Source organism: Fuerstiella marisgermanici (assembly GCF_001983935.1).
In the GTDB taxonomy this organism is placed as follows: Bacteria; Planctomycetota; Planctomycetia; order Planctomycetales; family Planctomycetaceae; genus Fuerstiella; species Fuerstiella marisgermanici.
In genome coordinates, this window is sequence record NZ_CP017641.1 from 6295691 (window position 1) to 6318498 (window position 22808).

At 56.6% G+C, this 22808-nt stretch carries 19 protein-coding genes; 8 read left to right on the forward strand and 11 right to left on the reverse strand.

The annotated features are described in order from the left end of the window. Positions 1–34: 34 nt before the first annotated feature. Positions 35–865: a phosphoribosylformylglycinamidine synthase subunit PurQ gene (locus Fuma_RS23655; protein WP_077026296.1), complete on the reverse strand. Its 831-nt coding sequence runs from the start codon at positions 863–865 to the stop codon at positions 35–37. 409 nt (positions 866–1274) lie between these two features. On the opposite strand from Fuma_RS23655, the gene ygfZ reads away from it, so the two are divergent. Further along, positions 1275–2294 (forward strand): CAF17-like 4Fe-4S cluster assembly/insertion protein YgfZ, encoded by a 1020-nt coding sequence (gene ygfZ / locus Fuma_RS23660; RefSeq protein WP_077026297.1) that lies wholly within the window; start codon positions 1275–1277, stop codon positions 2292–2294. Between the two features lie 19 nt (positions 2295–2313). Here ygfZ and Fuma_RS23665 read toward each other — a convergent pair whose 3' ends face one another. Both Fuma_RS23665 and Fuma_RS23670 read right to left on the reverse strand, forming a co-directional pair. Further along, entirely contained in the window at positions 2314–2667 is a 354-nt protein-coding gene (locus Fuma_RS23665; protein ID WP_077026298.1) for a DUF5658 family protein, read from the reverse strand. A gap of 4 nt (positions 2668–2671) precedes the next feature. After that, positions 2672–3313, reverse strand: coding sequence for an RNA polymerase sigma factor (locus Fuma_RS23670; RefSeq protein ID WP_077028511.1), 642 nt, complete (start codon positions 3311–3313; stop codon positions 2672–2674). 386 nt (positions 3314–3699) lie between these two features. Here Fuma_RS23670 and Fuma_RS23675 point away from each other — a divergent pair, with 386 nt between their 5' ends. Next, on the forward strand, positions 3700–4650 hold the full coding sequence (locus tag Fuma_RS23675; RefSeq protein ID WP_077026299.1) for an NHL repeat-containing protein: 951 nt from the start codon (positions 3700–3702) through the stop codon (positions 4648–4650). Positions 4651–4787: 137 nt separating this feature from the next. Here Fuma_RS23675 and Fuma_RS23680 read toward each other — a convergent pair whose 3' ends face one another. Then, entirely contained in the window at positions 4788–6269 is a 1482-nt protein-coding gene (locus Fuma_RS23680) for an SGNH/GDSL hydrolase family protein (protein WP_077026300.1), read from the reverse strand. Between the two features lie 378 nt (positions 6270–6647). Here Fuma_RS23680 and lysS point away from each other — a divergent pair, with 378 nt between their 5' ends. Both lysS and Fuma_RS23690 read left to right on the forward strand, forming a co-directional pair. Continuing rightward, the gene (gene lysS / locus Fuma_RS23685) at positions 6648–8165 is read left to right on the forward strand and encodes a lysine--tRNA ligase (RefSeq protein WP_083732273.1); all 1518 of its coding nucleotides are present in this window, start codon (positions 6648–6650) and stop codon (positions 8163–8165) included. A gap of 5 nt (positions 8166–8170) precedes the next feature. Continuing rightward, entirely contained in the window at positions 8171–8785 is a 615-nt protein-coding gene (locus tag Fuma_RS23690; RefSeq protein WP_083732274.1) for an isochorismatase family protein, read from the forward strand. 122 nt (positions 8786–8907) lie between these two features. Here the strand turns inward: Fuma_RS23690 and Fuma_RS23695 are convergent, their stop codons facing one another. From Fuma_RS23695 to Fuma_RS23705, 3 genes are read right to left on the reverse strand one after another with little or no spacing between them, the layout of a single operon-like run. Then, a complete protein-coding gene (locus tag Fuma_RS23695) occupies positions 8908–10572 on the reverse strand; it encodes a flagellar hook protein FlgE (protein ID WP_077026301.1) in 1665 nt (554 codons plus the stop codon). Between the two features lie 56 nt (positions 10573–10628). After that, positions 10629–11045 (reverse strand): flagellar hook capping FlgD N-terminal domain-containing protein, encoded by a 417-nt coding sequence (locus Fuma_RS23700; RefSeq protein ID WP_077026302.1) that lies wholly within the window; start codon positions 11043–11045, stop codon positions 10629–10631. A gap of 35 nt (positions 11046–11080) precedes the next feature. Then, positions 11081–12265, reverse strand: a complete 1185-nt coding sequence (locus Fuma_RS23705) for a flagellar hook-length control protein FliK (protein ID WP_077026303.1) — start codon at positions 12263–12265, stop codon at positions 11081–11083. A 463-nt stretch (positions 12266–12728) separates the two neighbouring features. On the opposite strand from Fuma_RS23705, the gene Fuma_RS23710 reads away from it, so the two are divergent. Further along, entirely contained in the window at positions 12729–13799 is a 1071-nt protein-coding gene (locus Fuma_RS23710) for a hypothetical protein (RefSeq protein ID WP_145944336.1), read from the forward strand. Positions 13800–13899: 100 nt separating this feature from the next. On the opposite strand, the gene Fuma_RS23715 is transcribed toward Fuma_RS23710, so the two are convergent. Beyond that, positions 13900–16293 (reverse strand): DNA gyrase/topoisomerase IV subunit A, encoded by a 2394-nt coding sequence (locus Fuma_RS23715; protein WP_083732277.1) that lies wholly within the window; start codon positions 16291–16293, stop codon positions 13900–13902. Between the two features lie 437 nt (positions 16294–16730). Between Fuma_RS23715 and Fuma_RS23720 the strand changes: the two genes are divergently transcribed. From Fuma_RS23720 to Fuma_RS23730, 3 genes are all read left to right on the forward strand, one after another. Continuing rightward, positions 16731–17453 carry a hypothetical protein gene (locus Fuma_RS23720; RefSeq protein WP_145944337.1) on the forward strand — a complete coding sequence of 241 codons (723 nt, stop codon included), beginning with the start codon at positions 16731–16733 and terminating at the stop codon, positions 17451–17453. A 102-nt stretch (positions 17454–17555) separates the two neighbouring features. Then, positions 17556–18521, forward strand: coding sequence for a hypothetical protein (locus Fuma_RS23725; RefSeq protein ID WP_145944338.1), 966 nt, complete (start codon positions 17556–17558; stop codon positions 18519–18521). Positions 18522–18603: 82 nt separating this feature from the next. Then, positions 18604–19812, forward strand: a complete 1209-nt coding sequence (locus Fuma_RS23730) for a hypothetical protein (RefSeq protein ID WP_145944339.1) — start codon at positions 18604–18606, stop codon at positions 19810–19812. Positions 19813–20183: 371 nt separating this feature from the next. Here the strand turns inward: Fuma_RS23730 and Fuma_RS23735 are convergent, their stop codons facing one another. From Fuma_RS23735 to Fuma_RS23745, 3 genes are all read right to left on the reverse strand, one after another. Beyond that, positions 20184–20471 (reverse strand): Sec-independent protein translocase subunit TatA/TatB, encoded by a 288-nt coding sequence (locus Fuma_RS23735; RefSeq protein ID WP_077026308.1) that lies wholly within the window; start codon positions 20469–20471, stop codon positions 20184–20186. A 76-nt stretch (positions 20472–20547) separates the two neighbouring features. After that, positions 20548–20781 carry a Sec-independent protein translocase subunit TatA/TatB gene (locus Fuma_RS23740; protein ID WP_077026309.1) on the reverse strand — a complete coding sequence of 78 codons (234 nt, stop codon included), beginning with the start codon at positions 20779–20781 and terminating at the stop codon, positions 20548–20550. A 605-nt stretch (positions 20782–21386) separates the two neighbouring features. Then, the gene (locus tag Fuma_RS23745; RefSeq protein WP_077026310.1) at positions 21387–22730 is read right to left on the reverse strand and encodes a UDP-glucose dehydrogenase family protein; all 1344 of its coding nucleotides are present in this window, start codon (positions 22728–22730) and stop codon (positions 21387–21389) included. Positions 22731–22808: the final 78 nt, after the last annotated feature.

Here is a 22808-nt window from a genome sequence, read left to right on the forward strand (position 1 = left end):
GTCGCGACCAAGCGGCTTTTTTCATGCGGCGCGGTTAGCCAAAGTACTCAACCGCGTTCCGGAAAATCTGCAGGCCCTGACCGTCGCCTGTCAGCTTCCGTCGAGTCCACTGTGGGTGTTGAGTCGCGAACAGAAATCGTTCCGGGTGAGGCATCAAGCCAAGCACTCGCCCTGTCGAATCAGACAGGCCGGCGATGTTCGCAACCGATCCGTTTGGATTGTCTGGTTCGTCCAGAATGCCGATATCTGTCGGATCACCAGATGCTGCGGCCAGCGTCGTGGCTTTGTCGTTCCAGTAGCACAACGCAAGCTGGCCAGCGGATCGCAGTTCGCTCAGAGTTTCGTCGTTCGCAATAGCAACACGACCTTCGGCATGAGCGATCGGAACTTCGAACTCGTCCATATCCTTCAGAAAAGCGCTGTTGGACGACGTGACCTTTAGCCGGACCCAACGGTCGATGTAGCGGCCGCTGTTATTCCATGTCAGAGTCACGCTGTCTTCGAATTTACGGTCTTCCGCCGTATCGACATCGCGACGCATCAGCAGACCAGCTTTCAGAATGACCTGAAAGCCGTTGCAGATGCCCAACACCAGTTTGTCGGCCTGCAGAAATTCCCGCATGGCGTCATTCAGCTGGCCGCGAAGCTGCCGCGAGAAGATCACACCTGCTCCAATATCGTCGCCGTAGCTGAATCCGCCGGGGACGCAAAGGACCTGGTAATCTTTAAGCAGAGCAGGGTTCTCAAGCAGGCGAAACAGATGAACTCGATCCGCCTTTCCGCCCACCATTTCAAACGCATGAGCGGTTTCGAGGTCGCAGTTTGTTCCTGGAGCGCGAAGTACGCAAATTGAAGGAGCAGTCATCCAGTTGTCGCTTTCACGCGGGAAACCCGCAAACTAGAGCAGTTTACCTAAACACGTGGCCGCGTGGGGCTCGTGGAACAGGCGATTTGCTGTCGAAGACGGTTCGCCGCGGCCACAAGTCAGCGTAACACGCTGTAATTTCAGCATCCCCGTCACAGGGGGACCCCCGCAGGAAGCGAGTGTTTTAGCAGCCTCGCCGACTTCGTTCACCCAAGCCCGCTTAGAACTGAAGAAATTCGCGGAAGGGCGATACATTCCAACCGAACTCAGGACGACGTCTGTACCACCACCTTCCTCCGACACCTAACTTTCAGGACGCGCGGAGTATTCTTCCGCTGCGTCGCTATGATCCCAAGGTAATTCGCCAAATTCACATTCGTTACACCAGCGCAGAACCAGACCCCTCACGATGAATTCCACTCAATTCCTCGAAACCCTGCAGGCACTCAACCCGGTGCTAGGCACGTCCTCCGAAGGCGGCGCGTTCGTTGAGCACTTCGGAAACCTCGCAAGCGAACTCGATGCGCTCGAATCGTCAGCCGTCGTCTGCCCCATCTCCCAGTTGCGCCGCATTCGCGTCTCGGGGAATGATCGAGCGAAGTATTTGCATAATTTCTGCACGAACAACATCAAAGAACTCGCACAGGGGCACGTGTGTGAAGCCTTCTTCACCGACGTGAAGGCGAAGATTATCGCTCATGGCCTGATCGCGGCGACGGACGAATGCCACGAAATCTGGACACTGACCGACGACGAACAGCCGCTGGTCAATCACCTCAACCGCTACATCATCACCGAAGGTGTGGCCATCGAATCAGACGCGGACGAAGTTTCGTTTTTCGCGCTTCTAGGGCCTGAGGCACCAGCCATGCTGAAAGCGTCCGGCATCGCGGAAGACAGCAACGCTGCGGCGGGGACTTGCTCACAGTCGCCAGCCGCAACCGTCATCCATGTCGCGTGGAATGAGACACCAACCGTACTGCTGGCAACGCATGAACCGCAAGAACTGTGGAATAAGCTGCTGGCAGCCGGTGCTGTTCCGAGCGGCCAGACAATTTTCGAGCACCAACGTATTCGGGAAGGGTTTCCCGTCGTCGGCGTTGATGTTTCCAGTGACAATCTGGCACCGGAAGCCAATCGAGTTGCACAGGCGATTTCCTATACGAAGGGGTGTTACCTCGGGCAGGAACCCATCGCCCGCATCGACGCTATGGGGCACGTGAATCGCAAACTGTTTCGCTGCAATGCGGTGCAGACAGCCGATGCTGAAAGCCCTTCGGACCTGCCGAAGATTACTTCGCACTCCACGGCCACTGCTGATCGATTTCCCGCGCTCATCATGCTGCCCGTCAAGCAGTCGCGAAGCGATCAGCCAATTCACGCCGTCTGTGGCGATGGCCAGGTCGTTGTTATCGAACTGTGCAAATAGGCTCGCAAAAAACGCGACGTCAAAGCAGATTCCGTTGCAGCAGCAGAAAGCTGTAGACCACGACGCCTCCGACTACCAGCGTTCCCAATACCAACAAGCCACGACCGACGCTAGGGCGGACTTTGCCAACCACCTCAGCAATGGTGGCCACGACTGCGATCATAAGAAACTTGAAGATCACCATGCCCTGCATGCCCCAACGATGCAGCACCCAGCGAGCGATCGGGTTGCCTTCAATCATGACGTTGTGAGTCCGTTGTTCAGCACTGTACCTCAGAATCAGGTACGTCATGAATACGTCGAGAGCCCCCACGAGTATGAACCAGCTCAATTCCGTTTCGAATTGAAGCCCCGTCTTTTGACGTTTCGGCATCAGTCTATTCCAGGCCCATGCCGTCAAGATTCACATTCTGCAACCGCGCCTTCTTGGCGGACTCTTTCAGCTTGGAAACGACGAAGAACTTGTGATTAGCGACGGCCTGTTCTGTGGTGCCGAGGCGTCTGGCGACGTCTTTGTTCGCCCAGCCCAGCACGAAGATCAGTTCAACACATTGCAGCCGCTCCCAGGCGCCTGACTGCTTAAAATCAGAAATCAGGTCTGCCAGACAGGCTTCCACAACCGCCGATTCGGCAAACGACTTTTCGTGACTTCGCATCATGCTGGAAGCCGCCCGGCCACCTCCGCTGGGTTCGCGCCGGACGCCGCCGGCAGAATCCTGTAGCAGCAGCGGGACGGTTGGACGCCGCCCGATGCGCCGCATGGCATCGATCAATTTGTGCGACGCGATGGAAAACAGAAATGATTCCAGCGGCGTGCTGTCATCGTAGTTAGGCAGTGCCTTTAGAAAGCCCATGAAGGTTTCCTGCACGATGTCTTCAGCCGATGACTGGTCGTTTAAACGGCTGCGAGCGAAGGCCAGCAACCGCCCTTCAAACTGATCAATGCATGCCTGCCATGCTTCGCCTTCACCGCTCCGGATTCGTTTAACGAGGGCTTTGTCCGATTCACTAGCGGGCATAAAACGTTCAACTCCAATGGTTTGCGTCGACCGCAATCGCTGCGACAGAATAATCTTGCGAACAGCAGACGCCAATGTCAACGCATTCTGCGGCTCACAACCCGATTGCAAAACGTCAGTACGCGAATTGGCAAACGACAGATCAGAAGCAGTTCTATTTTGCTCACAACCCGCCGCAGATTGCGACGTAACTGCTTATCACCGTGCAGGATACGAACAATCGGCAGAATCTGCATCTTTCGCCGCGATTGTGCGTGCGGTTTTGGCTGAGTTTGTACGTTGTATCTATGAGTGAAGTTATGAGTTCTGCGGGATTTTGTTGACCACCGCCGTACCCGGTGTGACAATGTCGGCGTTCGAACGAGCTTAACACAGCAAAGGAATCGATGATTTTGTCGAAACTGTTGACCAGACTGATGCTGCTAAGTTCGGTGCTGTTGGCTGGCGCAACTCACGCTGGCGACGCTGCTGACCACTCGCACGCACCGCTGCTGGTCCGGTCTCGCCCTGTTATTGAACGCATTCCGCTAAGTGTGATCGATCCTGTCGATGTCACCGTCACGCAGTTCGGCGACACTTTGGTGGCTGATCGAGCTGGCAAAATTCTATTCCGAGTTGATTCCAGCGGTACCGCGAGTGTTCTGGCGAAAGATCTGGACGGCGTTTGCCGAGTCACGGATTCGCCGCGATTGGGCACTCACGTTTTGCTGTCGCAGGAACAATCCGGTCGTGTTCTTCGAATCACGGATTCCGGTTTCCAGTCAGAGATCGCTCATTTGCCTTTCGCCCCGGCGGGATTGGGCGTTGACAGCAACGGCAACCTGCTGACCGCGAACGCCGCGACCGGTGAGATTTTCACCATCAATCCAGAACGCGAACGAACACGTCTGGCAAAGATGTCCGAACCAGTCCGCGACCTTGTTGTTGACCAAGTTGGCAATGTGGTCGTGTTACTGAAGTCTGGAAAGCTCGTAGCAGTGTATTCTGCCGACAACACAAAGCCGGTTGGCTTTGTCCCAGGCAATGCGACTCGGCTGACAATGCACCCGAAAGACTTCGTCCTGGCTCTGGCCAACGACGCCGATCAACGGCCCATGTTGGTGCGACCGACATCTGATCGCGAACATGTATCACGCTTCGCTGGCACGCCGCGCGGTACATCTGCATTCGCCTTCGATAAGCTCGGCAATCTGACGCTGGCAAACCCTGATCTGCGAGCGATCACTCGTGTCACCAGTCACTTCCGAGTTCCATGCCCTCACTGCGGCAAGCTGGTTTCTATGGAGCTATCAGCGGACGCTCCTCCGGCCGAACCGAAGCTGCAACGCTCGTTCTAGCCGAACACAGAAACGCTACCGAGTTCATGCCGGTTGGTGCTGCAACTGTCTTTCAACGATGAGCCGGATCAACGGCTGAACGCGCCATGCTCCACGCCGGAATGAGTCGCCAAGCGACTCTACGTTACTCAACGGCATTACTCAGCGACGGGCGGCGCCATTTTAGAGGAGCGCGACAGTGGTGGCCCGTCGGCTCGGCCTTGCGTCCACGCTGCAAGCGATTGTCGTGTACGCCGACCACGCAGGAAGTAGAGATCGTCCAACGACAGCAAGTGCTCCTGAAAGGCCGTCTCAGCCGCTGGCTGCCAATCGTTGCTCAACACATTCGCGCAGCCCGCGTCGTGCATCCAACGAATGATCCCCAGAGCAATCAATTGGTTGCTGCGAAACGACGGATGGATATGGTCAACCAGCACTGAGTCCCCCACGATGCTGTCGCGGCAGAGCCCGGCCATCTGTTGATGCAAGTCAATGAATGGAACACTGTGCTCTGCCACGATCCGCTTCATCACGCCTTCAAGTTCAGACGTCATCCGCAACGGACAGATGTCTTCGTCGCGAGCTCGCACAAGAGCCGCTGCCGCATCATCAGGCCGATTGACGCTTAGGTAAGCCTGACCCAGCTGGTACCACGAAAACGCGAATTCATCATCCAAAGCAACAACCTCCTTTAGCAGCGCAACAGCCTTGTCTTTGTGATGCTGCATGTGATCGCTGGCGGTCGACAACAACGCCTCTATCTGCGCCTGAGTTTCCAGAGTTGTGTTCGCCGCAAACTGCGACTTAAACGGAGGGCAGTCCCGAAGATTTGACGGTGGCTGCATGATCATTAACGGGATGTTTTCGGCGGCGGCGAGTGCGACCATGTGCTTCAGGTTGTCTGCAAAGGCGCTCACGATTTCAGATCGACTTAGCGATTCGCGAGTGTACGCTTCCAAACCACCATGGTGATCAAGAATGGCGTCGACTTCTTCCGGCAGCACTGCCGATGGCGATGCGTTACCTGGCTCCTGAGAAGGTTGAAGTGCGCGCTGCAACACTCGAAAGCTGTGAAAATCTCGCAGCAAGCCGTAGCCTGTTTTCACGACAGGCGACGCGGTCCGAACTTCTCCGTACGTCAGACACTCAAGAAACTCGTTGTGTCCCGTGCACACAATGAAAAGGTCTGGCTTGTGGTTCAGTGATTCTTTCAGAATCGGCAACAAACGGTAGCTGGCGTAGGACACGCCGCCGCAGTTGACGACTTCCCAATTCACCGACGGGTCCGCGTGCTGTAGACCGATCTTCAAAAACGTAGTGAAGGCCGTTGGAATCGAATACGGTCGCCCCTGCACGGTCGATCCGCCAAACACAAAAATCCGCCGCGTGTTAACCGGCTTGCGAGCTGGAAAAAATTCTTCAGCAAAGAAGGCTCGCCGGTTCTTCGCCACAACAAATCGCTCGCCGTCGTCCGATTTTTCGAACAGCGGGCGCACGCCAGCGAATTCAGAGAACGCGTTCGTCGAGGTGGCAACCGCTCCCCAGCCCGCCAGTTGGCACAGGACCTCCGCGACCGGGAAGACCAATAGCCCCAGCACCACGGCCATCAGGCGGAACAGACGTTTGCGGCGTTTCAACATGCAGGCTTCTCACGCGTACGGCACACTCCCACTGCCAGTTTTTGCAGGCTTCAGACAGATAATGGCGGTGAGTCTCCGACGTCATTCTATTCTGGTAAAGCGTTGGCGGCGAGTACAAGCAGGCTCGCCATTCTGCGGCTTTGCCAACCACTGCCATTTCAACGACTTCCGACAGTCTGGAAAAGAAAAATCGCTTCTTACGTCCGCCAAAACGCGATTCGCGATGCGTCGCCGGTAGTTCGTCGGCAGACGGTCGCTTATCATCCGCCACAAGAGCTGACTGACTTGATCGGCGGCCGCGAGAAGTTCCGGAACTCAGGCGCAAACAGGCCCTGGCCATAACATTTGTCGTAGATACTTCGAGGAAACAGCACAGGTATGTCAGAGGACGGTCAGCAGGCGGGCGGCGGAAACGCGGGGCAAAAAAAGCAGAAGCCCGATCGATTCGAAAAGGCACGGCTGGATAAGCTGGACAAGATCGTCGAAATGGGACTGGATCCGTTCGGTCAACGATTCGACGATCATCTGTCGCTGTCCGAAGCACGCGCGAAAGTTCCTGCGGAATCGGGCGAAACCGGGCCAACAGTTCGCGTGGCAGGTCGTATCATGAACCGCCGGAAAGCGGGCAAGCTGCGGTTTTACGTGATCAAAGACCAAACAGAAACGATCCAGCTTCTGTTTTCGCGCGGCGATCTTTCTGAAGAACAATGGACGTTGATGGGGCACCTGGACCTCGGCGACCTGATCGGCATCGACGGTGTTGCGTGGCGTACCGACAGCGGCGAACCGTCGGTGAAGGTTGAACACCTCACCGTGCTGTGCAAGTCGCTGACTCAACCGCCGGAAAAGTACCACGGGCTGGAAGACGAAGAAACGAAACTGCGTCAGCGGTACAAGGACCTGATCTACGGAGACGGCGTCCTCGAAAACATGCTGAAGCGATCGTCAATCATTGATTCCGTTCGCCAGACGCTGCGAGGTCATCGCTTTCATGAAGTCGAAACCCCAGTGCTGCACGCCATTGCTGGCGGAGCCGCCGCGCGACCGTTTATTACTCACCACAACACGCTCGATATGGAACTGTACCTGCGCATTGCGTTGGAACTGCACCTGAAGCGTTTGATGGTCGGCGGTATTGAACGTGTGTTCGAAATTGGGCGAGTGTTTCGGAATGAGGGGGTTGATAAGACTCATAACCCTGAATTCACGATGATCGAAATCTATCAGGCGTACGGCGACTACCGTTCGATGATGGACCTAACAGAACAGATCGTTGTCGACGCTGCCAAAGCCGTCAGCGATTCGACCGTGCTGCCGTGGGGTGACGATGGTGACACAATCGACCTCACACCACCGTGGCCGCGCAAGACATACGGCGAGCTGTTTGCTGAACACGCTGGCTGCGACATGCAGGATTCACAAGCAGTTGCGGCGAAAGCGAAGAGCCTGGGCATTGAAACGGAAGGTTCACATCCAGACGTGATCATCAATGAAGTATTCGAAGCGACGGTCGAAGATCATCTGCAGGGACCGGTGTTCGTAACCGATTATCCCGCGTCGATCTGTCCTCTGACGAAACGTAAGCAGGACGATCCGAATATCGCAGAACGTTTTGAGTTATTCGTCAAAGGCATGGAACTGGCGAACGCTTATACGGAATTGAATGATCCGCGTTTGCAGGAAGATCTGTTCCAGACTCAGCTTGCCGGAATGTCCGATGAAGACTCGATGGCGAAAATGGATCACGATTTCATTCGAGCACTCAAAGTCGGCATGCCTCCGGCCGGCGGACTCGGAATCGGTATCGATCGGTTGGTGATGCTGCTCACCAACAGTCATCGCATTAGCGACGTCATTTTCTTCCCATTGCTGCGGCACGAAAATCCTCCGGCATAATGTCTATGCCCGAACAAACGGCCAACCCGACATTCCACGCACGCAGCCCGGAACTGCTCTCCGTTCCGCGTTCGCAGTTGCTGATTGTCGACGTCCAGGAAAAGCTGCTGCCAGTCATCGCCGAAGGTGATCCACTGCTGGCAACCATCGGCTTTCTGCTGGACGTGGCGAACATCCTGCAGGTGCCTGCGTTCGTGTCCGAACAGTATCCAAAAGGGTTGGGTAAAACCGTACCAGCGATCGCTGGGCACGATATTCAGTCGACGACATTCGAGAAGCTACGCTTCAGCGCGGCGGAAGGCTTGCGAGCAGCGCGGTCGGCGTCGGACGAACGCAGCAGCCGTGATCAGGTTGTGGTCGTCGGCATTGAAGCTCATATTTGCGTGTTGCAGACGACGCTGGATTTGATCGCGGCAGGATTGCGAGTGTTCGTGGTGGCGGATGGCGTTGGAAGCCGCAACGTGGCCGATCGCGACACCGCACTGAAGCGAATTCGCGATTGTGGCGGCGTGGTCTGTACGGCCGAAAGCGTGGCCTTCGAATGGTGCGAAGTCGCTGGCACGGACCAGTTCAAAAGTATCAGCCGACTGGTCCGAGACCGAACGCACGTTGCCACGTAGGTCAGTCTCTCACGGTTTAAATTTAATTTACGCCGCGAGAGACTCGCTACGACATAACGGTTTAACGTGAGTGCCATCGAGCGTACACCGAGGCCCCACGTCATCAGCCCAAAGCAACGATGCTATCGAATGATGTTCGTCAACTCTTCCAGCACTTCGTCCGTCACGGTGATCGTCCGGGCGTTGGCCGAGAAGCCTCGTTGCGCGACCAGTAGTCGAGTGAACTCCAGCGCCAGGTCGACGTTTGAGCCTTCCAACTGACTGGCTCGAATCGCCCCACGATCTCCGACCAGTGCCTCACCGATGTCAGCCGTTCCGCTGGCCAGTGATTCTTCGTAGTAGTTGTTGCCTGCGAGCGACAGGCCGTCCGGGTTTCGGAAAGTAGCAATCGCCAGCTGAGCCAGCGGAAAGCGAACTCCATTGCTACCGATACCGGACAGCGTTCCGTCGGCGTCAATCTGTACCTTCGCGAGTTTGCCCGGGCTGTAGCCGTCGGTCACGTAGGTCGTGTCGACGCCGGATCCAATTTCCGCCAACCCGTTGACGTCACCCAGTCGGCCAAGATCAATTTCGATGATTTGAGCCACCGTGGAATCTGAAAACAGTACCTGGATATCCTGGTCGCCCTCGCCGGTGCCGGTAATCTGAGCCAGCGAGCCGTCGGAGGCGAATCGAATGCCTTCGACCAATCCGTCCTGCACCTGACCACTGGTCCCCTGCAGTTCGACGGACAGAGTCCACGAATCGTCGACTTGTTTCTCCAGCGTATAGTCCAGAATGTGTTCGGCCCCTCGCTCGTCGAAAATGTGAGCGGAGTTACGAACGACGGTGGCGTTGCGACCAGGTTCTTCGACGCCAAAGCTGGTTGAAAAGTCCCCGTTGCTCACCCCCGTATTTTCCGGGTCGTCGTCAATTCTTACGGAGATCTCGGACGGACCGCTGGCCGTGGCTTCGACGTTGATTCTGCCATCGACAAACGTGACCGTGGCATCGGTGTCGAACTGAGTTTGCAGGTGATCCACCACGTCCTGTACTGTAGTGGCAGCGTCCACGTCCAGGAAAGTTTTCTGTTGCTCACCGGATGGCCGCTGCCATGTAAACTGCAAACGGTCGCCAAGTTCATATGGTGTGAGGCTGGTGTCCAGATCGTTCAGCAGAGTGCCTCCAGTCGCAAGTACCCCGGCGACTTCCAGCGGCACACTTGTGATCAAACGATTTTGCGGGCCAGTCGCGTCGGCTCCCAACTGACCGGCAAACGCAATCTGAGTCGTTGGGCTGCCGGACAGGCTGGCGCCGATAGGAATCTGAATTCTGTTGTCGCCGACTTCCTGAAACGCGGGTCCTTCGCTGGTATCTTCGCCGACAGTGCCGAACCGCTGAATCAGGTACCCGGTCGACGCATCTTCCAGAAACCCGTTTTCGTCGATGCTAAACGCACCCGCTCGTGTGTAGACCTGGTTGCGACCATTGCTGGCAATAAAGAAGCCACTGCCGTCGATAGCGGCGTCGAGCTGTTCGCCCGTTTCTTCAAGGTTGCCCTGTGAGAAATTCCGGTCGACACTAGCTACTTTGCTTCCCGTACCGACCTGTAACGGATTCACGCTGCCGACCACACCCGTCGTTCCCGAAGACGCGCCGCGATTATTTTCGTACATCAAGTCGGCAAACAGCGTGCGAGCCGTCTTGAAGGCGGTCGTGTTGACGTTGGCAAGGTTGTTTCCAATGACTTCCAGCATCTTCTGATGGCCGCGAAGTCCTGAGATACCGGTGAGCAGTGAGTTGGCCATGATAAATCCGAAGTAAAAAAGCTGAGGGCAGTGGACGGATTACGGAAAGCAGAAAGTTAGATGCCGTTCAGTAGTGGACCGAACAGAAAATCACTGTCGGGTTCTACGCGGGAAATGGCGCTGACGTCGGCGAGCGGCATGAGTTGCCCGTCAATCTCGACCAATACCTGGCCATCTTCCTGGCGAACCGCGTCGACAAGGCCACCGCCGCCGGTGGTGAGTTCCACTTCTTTGCCCAGCACCGCCTCGCTGGCAGAAACAAGTTTGCTGTTGTCGTCGGCTAGTTCCTGTTGCAGGAACGAATCGAAATTTCTGTTCAGCGTCTCAAGCGACTCGACCTGAGAAAACTGGGCGAGCTGCCCCAGAATTTCGGTCTGGTCCATCGGTGAAAGTGGGTCCTGGTGCTGGACCTGAGCAACAAACATTTGCAAAAACTGACTACGCCCCAGTTCGGCGCTAAACTCTTCAGCCATTCTCGATTCCTTTCATCATTTCTACGCTGTGTAAACTACGCTCGAATCCTTGAACGCGCCGTACCGTCGTCGCGGCGAACCTTCGCTGCCACAGGCTGGTCGTCCGCCGATCCGTTGTGTTGATTTCCGTCAATGTTCGATCCGTTGTGGCGTGCTTCTGCGTCGCGTCGTGAAGACTGGTTTGCGCTTTCGCCGAAGTTCGATTCACCGTTCGCGTTTGGATGATGAAATTCAAACTTCTGCACGTCGGGGTTTTGATTTCGTAGCAGCCGTTCGATTTCGGCACCGCGCGACATCAGCATTTCCATCGTCACGGCCTCCTTCGCGGTCACGCGAATGGTGATGCCGTCGTCTAACCGCTGAAACTGCACGTCGACTTCACCCAGTTCGGGCGGATCAAGCCGCAACGTCAGAGAATCAGCCGTCTGTTCGACAACGGACGAGAGGCGTTGAGCCAGCGCGGTCAGCACCTGAGTTGTCAGCGGTTGCGACGTGAAGTTCGCGTTGCTTAACGAGGTCGCCACTGCGGGAGATTCTGTTTGTGCTGACAATTGCGGCACAGCAGGCGATGGGCTGGAGGACGTGGAATCCCCAAACGATGCCGCATCCGTCTGCAACGAAGGATTGCCGGCAGCGAAGTCCTCGGCCTGAAGAGTTGCCCCGTCAGTGGCGGTCGGTAGTGATGGTGGACTCGCGTTTGAGTTCCACTTCATCGGGTCTTCTGGAACGATTGGGACCGGTCGGAGTTGCAGATCTATGTCTACAGAATCAAGTAGCGCGAGCGAATCAAATGTTGGTGCGTCACCGCTCGTTGTGGCTGGTGGTTGATTTGAATCCCCTGGAGCTTGTTCTACGATCGAATTTTGATCCCACCAAATTGCGTTCGCCGCTTCGGACGTTGGAACTGCCACTTGACCAGTTAATAAATCCGGGAAACCCTGCTGCGCAACTTCCGTTTGTGCGTCAGCAGAGTCTGCTGTCACGGCTGCGGAGTCCACTGTTGCCTGAACCTGGGGCGCAGGTGTCCGAGTGCCTGGCTGCGACAAAACCTGCTGCCACGCGAACTCAAACGCTTTGTCTGGCCAGATGATGTCGACTGACGTTTCTCCAGCTTCGTCGTCGTCATGTGTTTCAGCGACGCGCGCGGTTTTCGCGTCGCCGCCGGACGAAATCCGGGCGGGATGTTGGAATGAGGTTGCTGAGTTGACCAGTGCGTCCATATGTCCTGATGCTTCCGTACGAATCCATCGTGGACACATGGTTGGCACATCTCGTTCCGCGCTGCGGAGTGGTTTCCCCCATGCAGCGTTTGGCGTGCAAAAATGCGACTGAACTCGTAGCTGGCCTGCGTTTGTGCTCAGGAGCCTGCAACGGGCGCGGAAAAATTTTCCGGCCCGGGGAAATTTCTGCCGCTCCTGGGACGGCATTTCTTGTCCTGCCGTGGTGCGGCCCGCGTCACACGCGAATTCGACAACCCGTGCAGGGTGCACCAAATGCCACCTATCTTGCTGCCATTCGCGGTCAGGAACACAGAGTATTTGACTTTTGCCGGGTGGGATGAGTAAAACGGTAGCACTGAATAACAAGTTTCGGTTGGGACGGTCGTTTCTGCTGGTGAACAGCACAAACAGTCTCATGACCCTATGTTTTGCTGATGAATTCACTCGCCTCAAGGAGGCAAAGATGAACGTGTTTCGCTCGATTTTGCTGATGCTGGCATGTCTGGTGGCGAATCAAACTGCATCCGCCTGCTGCCTGTTCCCGTGGTTTCCGGCCTTCGCTGGTTACGGCGGCGGATGGGGCGGCTACGCTCCACCAGCCTATGCATCCATGAACTACGCTCCGTCCTATGGCTACGCCGCGCCAATGTCGTATGCGTCTTACGGCGTTTCCGACTATGGCATGCAGTCAGTCGGATACGCGGGCGTGTTTTCCGGCGCATCGGCCGGGTGCTGCGTTACCAATGCCTGTGCGACTAACTGCTGTTCGTCAGGTTGCGGTTCTGTTGGCTGTGGAACGGCGGGATGTAGCGATTGCGTTTCCACAGAGACTCGCAAAGAACCCACTCCCGACCCTGGCTTCCCCGGAGAAACCGAACGTGAGCGTCTGGAACGCCGACTCAGGGAACTCGACCGCTTGGAATATGAGAACCGAGACGCCCCGCGAAATGACGACGACAGGTTTCCGCCACGGGCTGACGACAGAAATGAGACAGACGGGTTTACGCGACCTGGGTCTCGTGATGATTCCGGCTTGGGCGGAAGTAGTTCATCCGGTCGAGGCGGATGGGCGCCAGGGCGGGACAGCACAAATCCCGCGGATGACCTCGACGCGAATCCCCTTCCACCCTTCGACCCCAGTCGCTTCGGCCCCGATAGTCGTCAGAAGCCCGTCGTCCCCGAAGACGACGCAACGGGCAGTGGCGTCATCGATCGGGGTGCCAACAAGCCGCCGATTAACGTACCGATCGAAGAAACCACTGAACCAACCGAGGGCGAGTCAGCCCCTGGCACAGAAGCCGGACCGCGTGAGTTCCTGCCTGACGAAGGCGATGAACAGGCGCGTCGCCCGCACTCGTTTTTGACTCAACGCGAATCACGCAGCAGTCATTTCGGAGTGGTTTCGCTGAAACGACTGGCCGGTGATGCCCCCTCGCAGCCCCAGCGCACGACGAAGATGTCTTCCGCCCGCAAAGCAAACGCTCCACTGCAGTGGATCTCTCTTCCCGCGCCATTGGGGCGTAATCGCAGCTAGAGCGGCTACGCAACAACCACTGAACTCCACATAGAAGAAGCCCGGCTTTGTTGAAAAGCCGGGCTTCTTTTTTATCCTGCAGCGGTGGGATGCGTGCGAATTATCCTTCTTCCATTTCCGACCAGTCCACTAGCTGGATTTCCGGACGGACAATCGACTCGAACGATCCACGCTTGCTGGTGAGAACACCTCGGCCGCCGCGTGAAGTTACCTGATACTTCTGTTGCCCGAACACCATTTCCTTGCCGTTGCTGTTGATCGCTCGCAAACAGTCGCTTGGCCTGGTCAACTGAACAACGCCAAGCAGCCGATCGTCTGGATCCAGCTTGATGCCTCGCACGCCTTTGCCAGCCGCAGTCAGCATAGGTACGTCACTTAGCGAAAAGTGGAGCACGCGAGCATTCGCTGATGCAAAGAAGACGGTTTCTGCTTCTGTGACGAGCTGACAATAAACGACTTCATCGCCTGCTCGCAGCCGACAGTATTTGCGGCCCGACTTCGTACTTGGCAAACGGAACCCGTGGAACGGAATTGTCAGTACCTGGCCATTTCTTGTGCCCACCAGCAGCAGCGGGCCCCATTCTGAGGAATCATCGTCGACCGCTTCCACGAAGCGTGGGTCAGTCGTGATGGCAGACACCACTTTGGCTCCGTCGCGCAGCTTGGCGTGTTTCGCCAGCGGCTCGCCGTAACCGGACGACACCGGCAACTGATCCAGCGGCACAGTAAACGCGACTCCGTCTGAACTAAAGAAGACGGCGTTATCAAGAGTGCTGCCGGGGAGCACGTCGAGGACGCTGTCGCCATCGCGGACTCGCGTTTTGGAAACACTCTGCAGCGAGTTAACTCGTTTGACCCAGCCGTCCGTCGTGACAACGAGGTTGGTGTTTTCTTTGACGATGTATGCAGACGGATCGTATTCAGCAATTTCATCAGCGGAACCGAAATCGCTACGACGCTTGTCGCCGAATTCAGCCGCTACTTCTTCCAGTTCCGTGCGGACCAGCTTCCACATCTGCGTCTTCGACTTCAGCAGCTTTTCGATCTCGGCCGCCTGAGCCCTTTTGTCGGCCAGCTCTTCGCGAATGTTGTCGATTTCGAGTTGCGAAATTTTGTACAGTTGCAGTTCCAGAATCGCGTCCGTCTGAACTTCGTCCAGCGGAAACTTCTTCATCAACTTTTCAGCGGCGTCTTTCTTGCCGCTGCTGGCTCGAATAATCTTGAGAGCCAGGTCGAGCCCGTCAAAGATGATCGCAAAGCCTTCCAGAATATGGATGCGCTTGCGAAGTTGTTCTAACTGGAATTCCAGTCGGCGGCGGACCGTGTCGAAGCGGAAGTCCAGAAAGTGCTGCAGCATTTCCTTTAAGCTTAGCACTCGCGGCACCAGCGAACCGCGATCATCGGGCACCAGCGACGTCGCGTTGTAGCTGAAGTTCTGTTCCAGATTCGTGTGTTTAAACAGGAATGCCATCACCGCTTCAGGATCTGTGCCGGGCTTGATGTCCAGCACAATGCGAAGGCCGTTCTCTTCGTTGGTTTCGTCGTTAACGTTGACCAGTTGCGGGATTTTGCGAGCTTCAATCAGGTCGCCGATTTCGCTTAGCAGCGGCCCTGTGGACACGGAATACGGAACCGAATAGATCACCAGGCGATTTTTGAGTTCCTTCTTGCCTTCTTTATCGTGCCGCCATTCGCCGCGAGTCTTGAAGCTTCCTTTGCCGGTTTCATAGGCCGCGCGAACGTCTTTACGCTCGGTCACGATGCGGCCGCCGAGTGGAAAGTCGGGGCCTTTGATGTACTTCATCAACTGAGCGACCGTGGCATCCGGATTTTGGATTAACTGCACGCACGCCTTGGTGACTTCATTTAAGTTGTGCGGCGGAATGCTGGTGGCCATGCCGACGGCAATGCCCGACGAACCATTCACCAACAAAGCCGGATATCGCGCGGGAAGAACGGCGGGCTCTTCGTCGGCGGCGTCGTACGTCGGACGCATGTCGACGGTGCTGTACCGCAGTTCGTTCATGAGCTGCTCGGACAGCGCTGAGAGTTTGGCTTCTGTATATCGCGACGCAGCGGGTCGCAGCCCCATGATGGAGCCAAAGTTTCCCTGGCCAATTACCAGGGGGTAACGCAGTGAAAAGTTTTGAGCCAGCCGCACCAACGCGTCGTAGACAGCTGTGTCGCCATGTGGGTGGAACGAACCGGTGGTGTCGCCGCAGATTTTGGCACACTTACGAGTCTTGCTGTCGGCTCGCAGGCTAAGCGGAGACTTGTACATGACGTACAGAATCCGCCGCTGCACAGGCTTCAGACCGTCACGCACGTCGGGGAGAGCTCGGGACGAAATTACGGACAGCGCATAATTCAGATAACGGCGGCGCGTTTCGGAACTGATGGCCACGTATTCCACGTTGCCGGCGTGATCCAACGCGTCGGTTTTCGCGAACAGACTGGTTTCGCTGCTGTTGCGGGATGACTTTCTGCGGGCCAACTGGGGGCTTCCTTTCGATCAGTCGGAGGATAAAAACCACGTAAAACGCAGTCGAAACGGCATTCTAGGGACTTCGGCCGAATGGCAAAGCGCCAGTCTGAAGGAACCGCAATGAAAAGCGGGGAAGGTTAGGAAGCTTTTGCGGGTTCTTTTGAATGCACGGGTGCTGCCATACAAACTACTGGTATCGGGTGTATCAACAAAGGGGATTGATTCATCCTCACGACCGTTAGAAGCCGAATTTTACGACGTAGGCCAGCAACGGCCACAGCAGGATCTGCCGGGGGGCAGAAGACGGCACGGCCGGTGCCCTGCAGTCTTTTCACCAACAAGCAGCGCTAAGCCAAATTCGGACATGGCTGGTTTCAGAAGGCATGAGTCTTCGGCATCAGCCGTTCACGTTTCGAAGTTTGACTGACGCCATGGAGGAAGAAGCAATGCTTCGCAAGGGAATTGTGGCTCTCATGATTGGCGTCATGAGTGTGGGCAGCATTCAGGCTCAGGACAGCCAAAAATCGAGCGGTCTACTGGACCTGTTTCGCGGACCGAATATCGGTCGCCCCAATCATCAGCCTGTCCGACGACCAGCCCCTCAGGCTGGCGGCGTGACTCACGCTGTTGTCGAGGACGCCGCGAAACAAGTGCCTGAGATTCGTCAGACCAGCAGCCGTCCGGATACTCCGGAACTGCAACCTGCCGAAGCCACACCGCAGCCGACTCCGGTTCACTACGCTCAGCCAATGCCCATGCACGCCGTTTCACACGGACGCATTCTGCCAGGGCTGGTCAACAGCGAACACGGACCCCACTTTCTGGCTCACGGAATGCACCACCCCTTTAACGCGGGTGGGATGAACGCGGGCATGATTGGTGGCAATCAGGGCGGGGCACTGTATCCCGCGCCAAAGCCCGGCATTCCGGTGCAGGTTGGCGGGACAACTATCCCAACTCACGCACTGCATCCGCATGAGATGCTTTACGCTCATCGATACAAAGCGATGTACGGCCCGTACTACTACAAGGTACACGGCGGCTGGATCGTGACTCCGTTTGGCGTGTGGTCAAAGGAAAACTGGAAGCTGCAGGGCACGCAGGTTGACGTGAAGTACAAGTCTCACATCAGCCCATGGGCACGCTTTCATCCGCCCGTGATTCGGTAATGGAAATTGTCCGGACCATTCTTTTGCGACAAACAACACAAACTGCGGCGGGAAGCCACCGCCACGAATACTCGATACTTTGAACAACAGGTGGAACATAAAATGCGACCAGGAAACTCAACACAGAGATGGTTCGCTGCCGCGGTTTGCGTGCTGGTCACATCCAGCTTTGCAAAGGCCGAAGAGGGCGTGGCGCGGATCACTGACGGCGATACCAAAGCAGGCGTCGTCAACATGTCCGGAACGAAAAAGTCCGTTCAACAGACATCGTACAGCATGCCATATGCTGCTCCGATGATGAACTACGGCGGCGGCCACCCCATGATGTATGGCGGCTACGGTCAATCAAATTACTATCACACGGCTGGCCACGGCGTCAACTGCGCGCCTGGCGGCTACATGATGGGCGGTTATCCGGCCGATTGCTACAGCCCGATGATGGGCTACGGCGAAGAATGTTATGACTGCTGCGATACCGGCGATTGCTGTGAAATCGGCGACTGCTGCGATGATGGTTGCGGCGAAGGCTGCTACGACGGTGGGTTTGAAGGTTGTACCTGCGGACATGCGAACTGCAAAAACTGTCGCAGCCGAAAAGCTCGTCGACGCGCCCGCAAAGACGGCGACTGCGATGAATGCTTCTACGGGCCTGGCTACAACGATCGAGTGCTTCGATTGTTTGCCCGAGCCACACCAAAAGGAACCTGCAACAACGCTCGCTGGCCAAAACGCTGGTGGCGTGGTCAGCAGCTGAATTATCTGGCTCGCAACCAACGACTTTCTAACACACTGTTTGGCTGGATGGTTCCATCGGGTTGCGGCGGCCAGGGCTGCCCTCCTGTTGGCAAGTATTCCATCACATACGCTGACCAGCCGGGCTATGCTGATCCGCGTGACGGCGGTGCTTACGGAGCTCAGGGTTACGGCGTGCCGGTTGGCGTGCCATTGGCTCCGAATGTGCGACAAGCCTACAACTACAGCTGGGGAACACCATCCAGCCGAATCAGCCCGGTCGGCACCTATCAGGGAGCGTCCGCGCCTCAGCCGCTGTACCACCAGACCTGGTAAAACGAATTCTTGAATCACCCGCAAAGTTATGCTCGCCCATTACCGTCGTTTTGTAACGGATCGGGTGAAGGAGATGGATCTCATGCGACACAACGTTCGATTTCTCTTGTTGTCCGCGGTTACGCTGGTTTCGGCGAACAGCTTTGGAGCCGATATTCAGCAGGTTGCAGCTTTAGGCTGCACCGACGGTGGCTGCGGCGAAGCCTGCCCAGTGGAAGGCTGCTGCGAAGTGGAAGGCTGCACTTCCTTCGGGATGAAAACCACCCGCGGTAAGGCTGGAGAATGCAGCATGGTCAGCGGTAAACTAAGCCGCAAAGATCGCCGCCAACTTCGGAAAGCCGACTATACCGAATCTGACACAGCGGGCCGCTGCAATATGCGAACCACGTGGCAGGCCTACGGCATGAACTGGACTCATCGCTGCGGACCGATTGGCCGAGCAGCACGATGGAACGTGCCCGGTGCAAAGACCCTGAAGTGGTGCTGCGATACGAAGGGCTCGGCCGATTCCGGTTGGTCTCCTCCCGCTCGCATGCCTGTCAACTACGGCAACAGCGGCTTCGCGGCCTATCACCGAGGCCAGTGGTATGGCACACCGGGTGGTGGCTACGGAGCGGGTGCTCCAATGGTGTACCAGCCAACAGACACAGCTCAGCTTGGCTACAGCTACGCCAACGTTCCTACGTGGCGACACGATCCATCGGCGATTCCGCCCGTGCCGTATCCCTCAAACTTCCACGCCAGAATCTGTCCCGTCGATCCTCGCTATAGCGGAGGGTGCTACACCAGCGGCAGTCAGGCAGTCATGATGAGGGCTCCTGTAATTTATGAGGGCGGCGTGATCGATGGCGGATACTGCCCATCGTGCCAGCCGGGTTTCTCTGCCACACAGCCTCGAGTGCAAGGTGCTGGCCAGATGGCTCGTTCAACAGCAATGCCGAAGCCAGAAAGTGCAACGGCTTTGGTCAGCAACACTGCGGCCGCACCTGTGTCTGCAAAAGCAGCGTCAAACAGGAAGACCGTGAGCGTTCAGGCGAAGGACGCGAGTCTGCAGCCAGCGAGTCAGCCACCTCTGAAGGTGCCGCAACTGCAGCAAACCAGCATGCAGTCATCGCCTTCTATGCAACGGCAGAACAGCCTTCCGCCTCAGCGAGTCGCACCAGCGACTGCGACCAGCAGCCGACCAGCGCCGCGTCAGGCACCTCGCCGCACAACGCAAAGCCGCAGACCACAGAAGAGCCAATCGAATGGCTGGTTCGGCTTGCCGTCACTTGGCGAAATGAAATTCTAATCAGGCACATACCTCAAACGACCACATGCGAAAGACGCGTGGCTGGTTGATACTTAGGCGAACGGCCCGCAAGCCGTTCTACTGAATCCTGGCTGAGCCTGAACGTGACACTTTCGCGTTCAGGCTTTTTTCGTGGCCTGCCTGCAGTGCGAATACGGCGGCCAGTAAGCCGGAAGCATTGCTGCGGGTAGAACGCCGATATGTGATGAGGGCCGATGAACCGGGCTTAACGCCCGTTGGCTAACCCAGCATTCACTGCTGACGCAGCACAACAGCGAATCTCACTGACTTGTGGCCGCGGAATAAGCTCTTCGAACGATGAAGGCTATTTCCCACGAGCCCGAACCGTTCACAACGAAACGGAGACGGCACTAGTCTTCGACGTTGAACTTCGGAGCTTTGAAGTCATCGTCGTCGTCGGTGTCGTCCGGAACTGGTCGGCTGGAAAGTTCTGAACTGTTGTCGGACGAGTAATCGTTGGGGCGATAGCTATCGGAACCAGAGTTTCGGATTTCGTCCTGCATGCCACTCATGCCCTTCTTGAATTCCGAGAACCCTTTACCCAGATTTCGAGCGACTTCGGGCAACCGCTTGCCGAACAGCAGCAGCGCCACGATTCCGACGACGATCATTTCCTGTGGACCGGGATTGAAAAACATGGGCTTGGCTGCACTATAAAATCGTTACTTGAAATACGAGGCTTGCGGCGTGAGCTCAAGGCTGAGCCGCGCCGTATTACACCTGCTGTTCTTGCTTTGTTGAAGCCGTTTTACGGGATTCGCTGCGGTCATGTTCCACCTTTGGCGTGTCGTCGTCAAACGGCGAATCATCTTCCGAGCCTTCTTTGATGCCCTTCTTGAAGGACGAGAAGCTCTGTCCCAGCGACTTTGCGGCACCAGGCAGCCGGTTGCCGAAAAGCAGCAACACGACAAGTCCGATGATGATCCATTCCCAAGGGCCACTAAACATTTCGAAACTCCAGAATTTCAGAGTGCTAACACGAGGCGACGCCTCAGCGTGATTCGAACCACCGCTCGAATACGCTTCCGTTGGTCACTCCGAAAATGCGAGCTAAACGGTGTGCGGTATTATTTTACGCGCGGAACGTCCGAAAGCATCTGGCAAAATTGCCCGATCACCTGCGGAATCTCAGATTCTATCGCCGACTGCCGGGGAATCAACGTCCGCATGTTTTCCGTTGTGTGAACGCCGGGAATTGGGAATCCGCTGCGACCGACGGCGCTACCCAAATAAATCCCCCAGCAAAATTGGAACACCGTCCCTTAGCGTGTGGCCGGGCTTGGACTGAGCGAAGCGAAGGAAACCCCGGGGGTTCACTCGTTCCTCGCTCCCAATTCCACAAGGCTCTTTTTAGTAGTGCGGGCGTCTCGCGCAGAGCGAAAAGTCGCACAGACTACGACCGAAGCCTTCTGCGGCCGAACCACTCGGATGCGTGCCACGCCGTGGATCCGTCCAGTCACGCGAAGTCCACCAGACAGCGGGCGCCGCGGTTCCATGCTCGGAGACCGCCGCTTACCTTCCCGACCAAGCCAGCGTTTCGCTACGCATCCGGCTCATTCACCCGCCGCGCCGACCGTCTCCTGAGACGCGCCGGCCGGGGAAAGGCCGATGCCTGCATAATAGAAGCCTCGACGAGCCATCTTCTTGCAGTCGTACAAGTTGCGACCGTCGAAGATAACCGGTGCCTTCATTTTCAGCTTGATGTAGTCAAAGTCCGGTGTACGGAACTCGTTCCATTCCGTGACAATTGCCAGAGCGTCCGCGTTGGCACAGGCGTCGTAGTGGTGCTCACAGTAGGTGACGCGATCGCCGAGTTCTGCCTGTACGTTTTCGATCGCGACCGGGTCAGAAACCTGAACAACCGCGCCCGCTTCCAGCAGACTGTTGATCAGCACCAGTGACGGAGCTTCGCGGATATCGTCGGTGCGAGGCTTGAAGGACAGTCCCCAGATGGCAATTGTCTTGCCATTCAGGTCGCCGTCGAAGTACGTGTTGATCTTGTTGAACAGAACGTTCTTCTGCTGGTTGTTGGTTTCGTCTACCGTTCGCAAAATTCGGGGTTCAATACCGTGTTCAGCGGCGAGTGACGCCAGAGCTCGCACATCTTTCGGGAAACAACTTCCGCCGTAGCCCACACCGGGGAACAGGAACGAGAACCCGATGCGAGCATCGTGGCCGATTCCTTTGCGGACGTCGTTGATGTCAGCGTTGACCTGCTCGCAGATGTTGGCCATTTCGTTGATAAAGCTGATCTTGGTGGCCAGCATGCAGTTGGCGGCGTACTTCACCATTTCTGCACTCTCGATGCCCATTGCGATGAACGGTTTTTCTGTGCGCAAAAACGGTTTGTAGAGTTCGTGAACCACGTCGGCCGCGTCTTCGTCGTCGACGCCCACGACAACTCGGTCGGGCTTGGTGAAGTCGTCAATCGCCGCGCCTTCTTTCAGGAATTCCGGGTTAGACGCGGAGTAGAACTTTGTGTCCGTCTTCGCTTCAATCCAGCCGCGCACCTTGCGGTTCGTTCCGACGGGAACCGTACTCTTACACACCACAACTGCGCCGGGTTCCAGATAAGGAGCCATCGATTCAGCCGCACTTTGAACGTATTTCAGATCGGCCGCGCCACTATCATCCTGAGGGGTGCCAACGCAGATGAAGACGCATTTTGCACCTTCGATTGCTTCGGCGTAGTTGGTGCTGAATTCCAATCGACCGGCGGCAGCGTTGCGTTTGACCAGTTCGGTGAGACCTGGTTCGTAAATGGGCACGCCGCCGCTGTTCAGGAGATCGACCTTCTTCTGGTCGACGTCCAGGCACGTCACATCATTGCCGCTTTCGGCGAAGCATGTGCCGGTTACGAGTCCCACGTAACCGGTTCCGATCATCGTCACTTTCATTTTTTCATCCTGCTGCGTGTGGCAGCGGTTAACGGTTTTGGGAGTGGGACTCGCCAGAGTTCCCAGTGCTGTTTTGAT

Coding starts and splice junctions, on each gene's coding strand:
- Fuma_RS23655 (WP_077026296.1), bottom strand. CDS start 865: ATGACTGCTCCTTCAATTTGCGTACTTCGCGCTCCAGGAACAAACTGC.
- ygfZ (WP_077026297.1), top strand. CDS start 1,275: ATGAATTCCACTCAATTCCTCGAAACCCTGCAGGCACTCAACCCGGTG.
- Fuma_RS23665 (WP_077026298.1), bottom strand. CDS start 2,667: ATGCCGAAACGTCAAAAGACGGGGCTTCAATTCGAAACGGAATTGAGC.
- Fuma_RS23670 (WP_077028511.1), bottom strand. CDS start 3,313: ATGCCCGCTAGTGAATCGGACAAAGCCCTCGTTAAACGAATCCGGAGC.
- Fuma_RS23675 (WP_077026299.1), top strand. CDS start 3,700: ATGATTTTGTCGAAACTGTTGACCAGACTGATGCTGCTAAGTTCGGTG.
- Fuma_RS23680 (WP_077026300.1), bottom strand. CDS start 6,269: ATGTTGAAACGCCGCAAACGTCTGTTCCGCCTGATGGCCGTGGTGCTG.
- lysS (WP_083732273.1), top strand. CDS start 6,648: ATGTCAGAGGACGGTCAGCAGGCGGGCGGCGGAAACGCGGGGCAAAAA.
- Fuma_RS23690 (WP_083732274.1), top strand. CDS start 8,171: ATGCCCGAACAAACGGCCAACCCGACATTCCACGCACGCAGCCCGGAA.
- Fuma_RS23695 (WP_077026301.1), bottom strand. CDS start 10,572: ATGGCCAACTCACTGCTCACCGGTATCTCAGGACTTCGCGGCCATCAG.
- Fuma_RS23700 (WP_077026302.1), bottom strand. CDS start 11,045: ATGGCTGAAGAGTTTAGCGCCGAACTGGGGCGTAGTCAGTTTTTGCAA.
- Fuma_RS23705 (WP_077026303.1), bottom strand. CDS start 12,265: ATGGACGCACTGGTCAACTCAGCAACCTCATTCCAACATCCCGCCCGG.
- Fuma_RS23710 (WP_145944336.1), top strand. CDS start 12,729: ATGAACGTGTTTCGCTCGATTTTGCTGATGCTGGCATGTCTGGTGGCG.
- Fuma_RS23720 (WP_145944337.1), top strand. CDS start 16,731: ATGCTTCGCAAGGGAATTGTGGCTCTCATGATTGGCGTCATGAGTGTG.
- Fuma_RS23725 (WP_145944338.1), top strand. CDS start 17,556: ATGCGACCAGGAAACTCAACACAGAGATGGTTCGCTGCCGCGGTTTGC.
- Fuma_RS23730 (WP_145944339.1), top strand. CDS start 18,604: ATGCGACACAACGTTCGATTTCTCTTGTTGTCCGCGGTTACGCTGGTT.
- Fuma_RS23735 (WP_077026308.1), bottom strand. CDS start 20,471: ATGTTTTTCAATCCCGGTCCACAGGAAATGATCGTCGTCGGAATCGTG.
- Fuma_RS23740 (WP_077026309.1), bottom strand. CDS start 20,781: ATGTTTAGTGGCCCTTGGGAATGGATCATCATCGGACTTGTCGTGTTG.
- Fuma_RS23745 (WP_077026310.1), bottom strand. CDS start 22,730: ATGAAAGTGACGATGATCGGAACCGGTTACGTGGGACTCGTAACCGGC.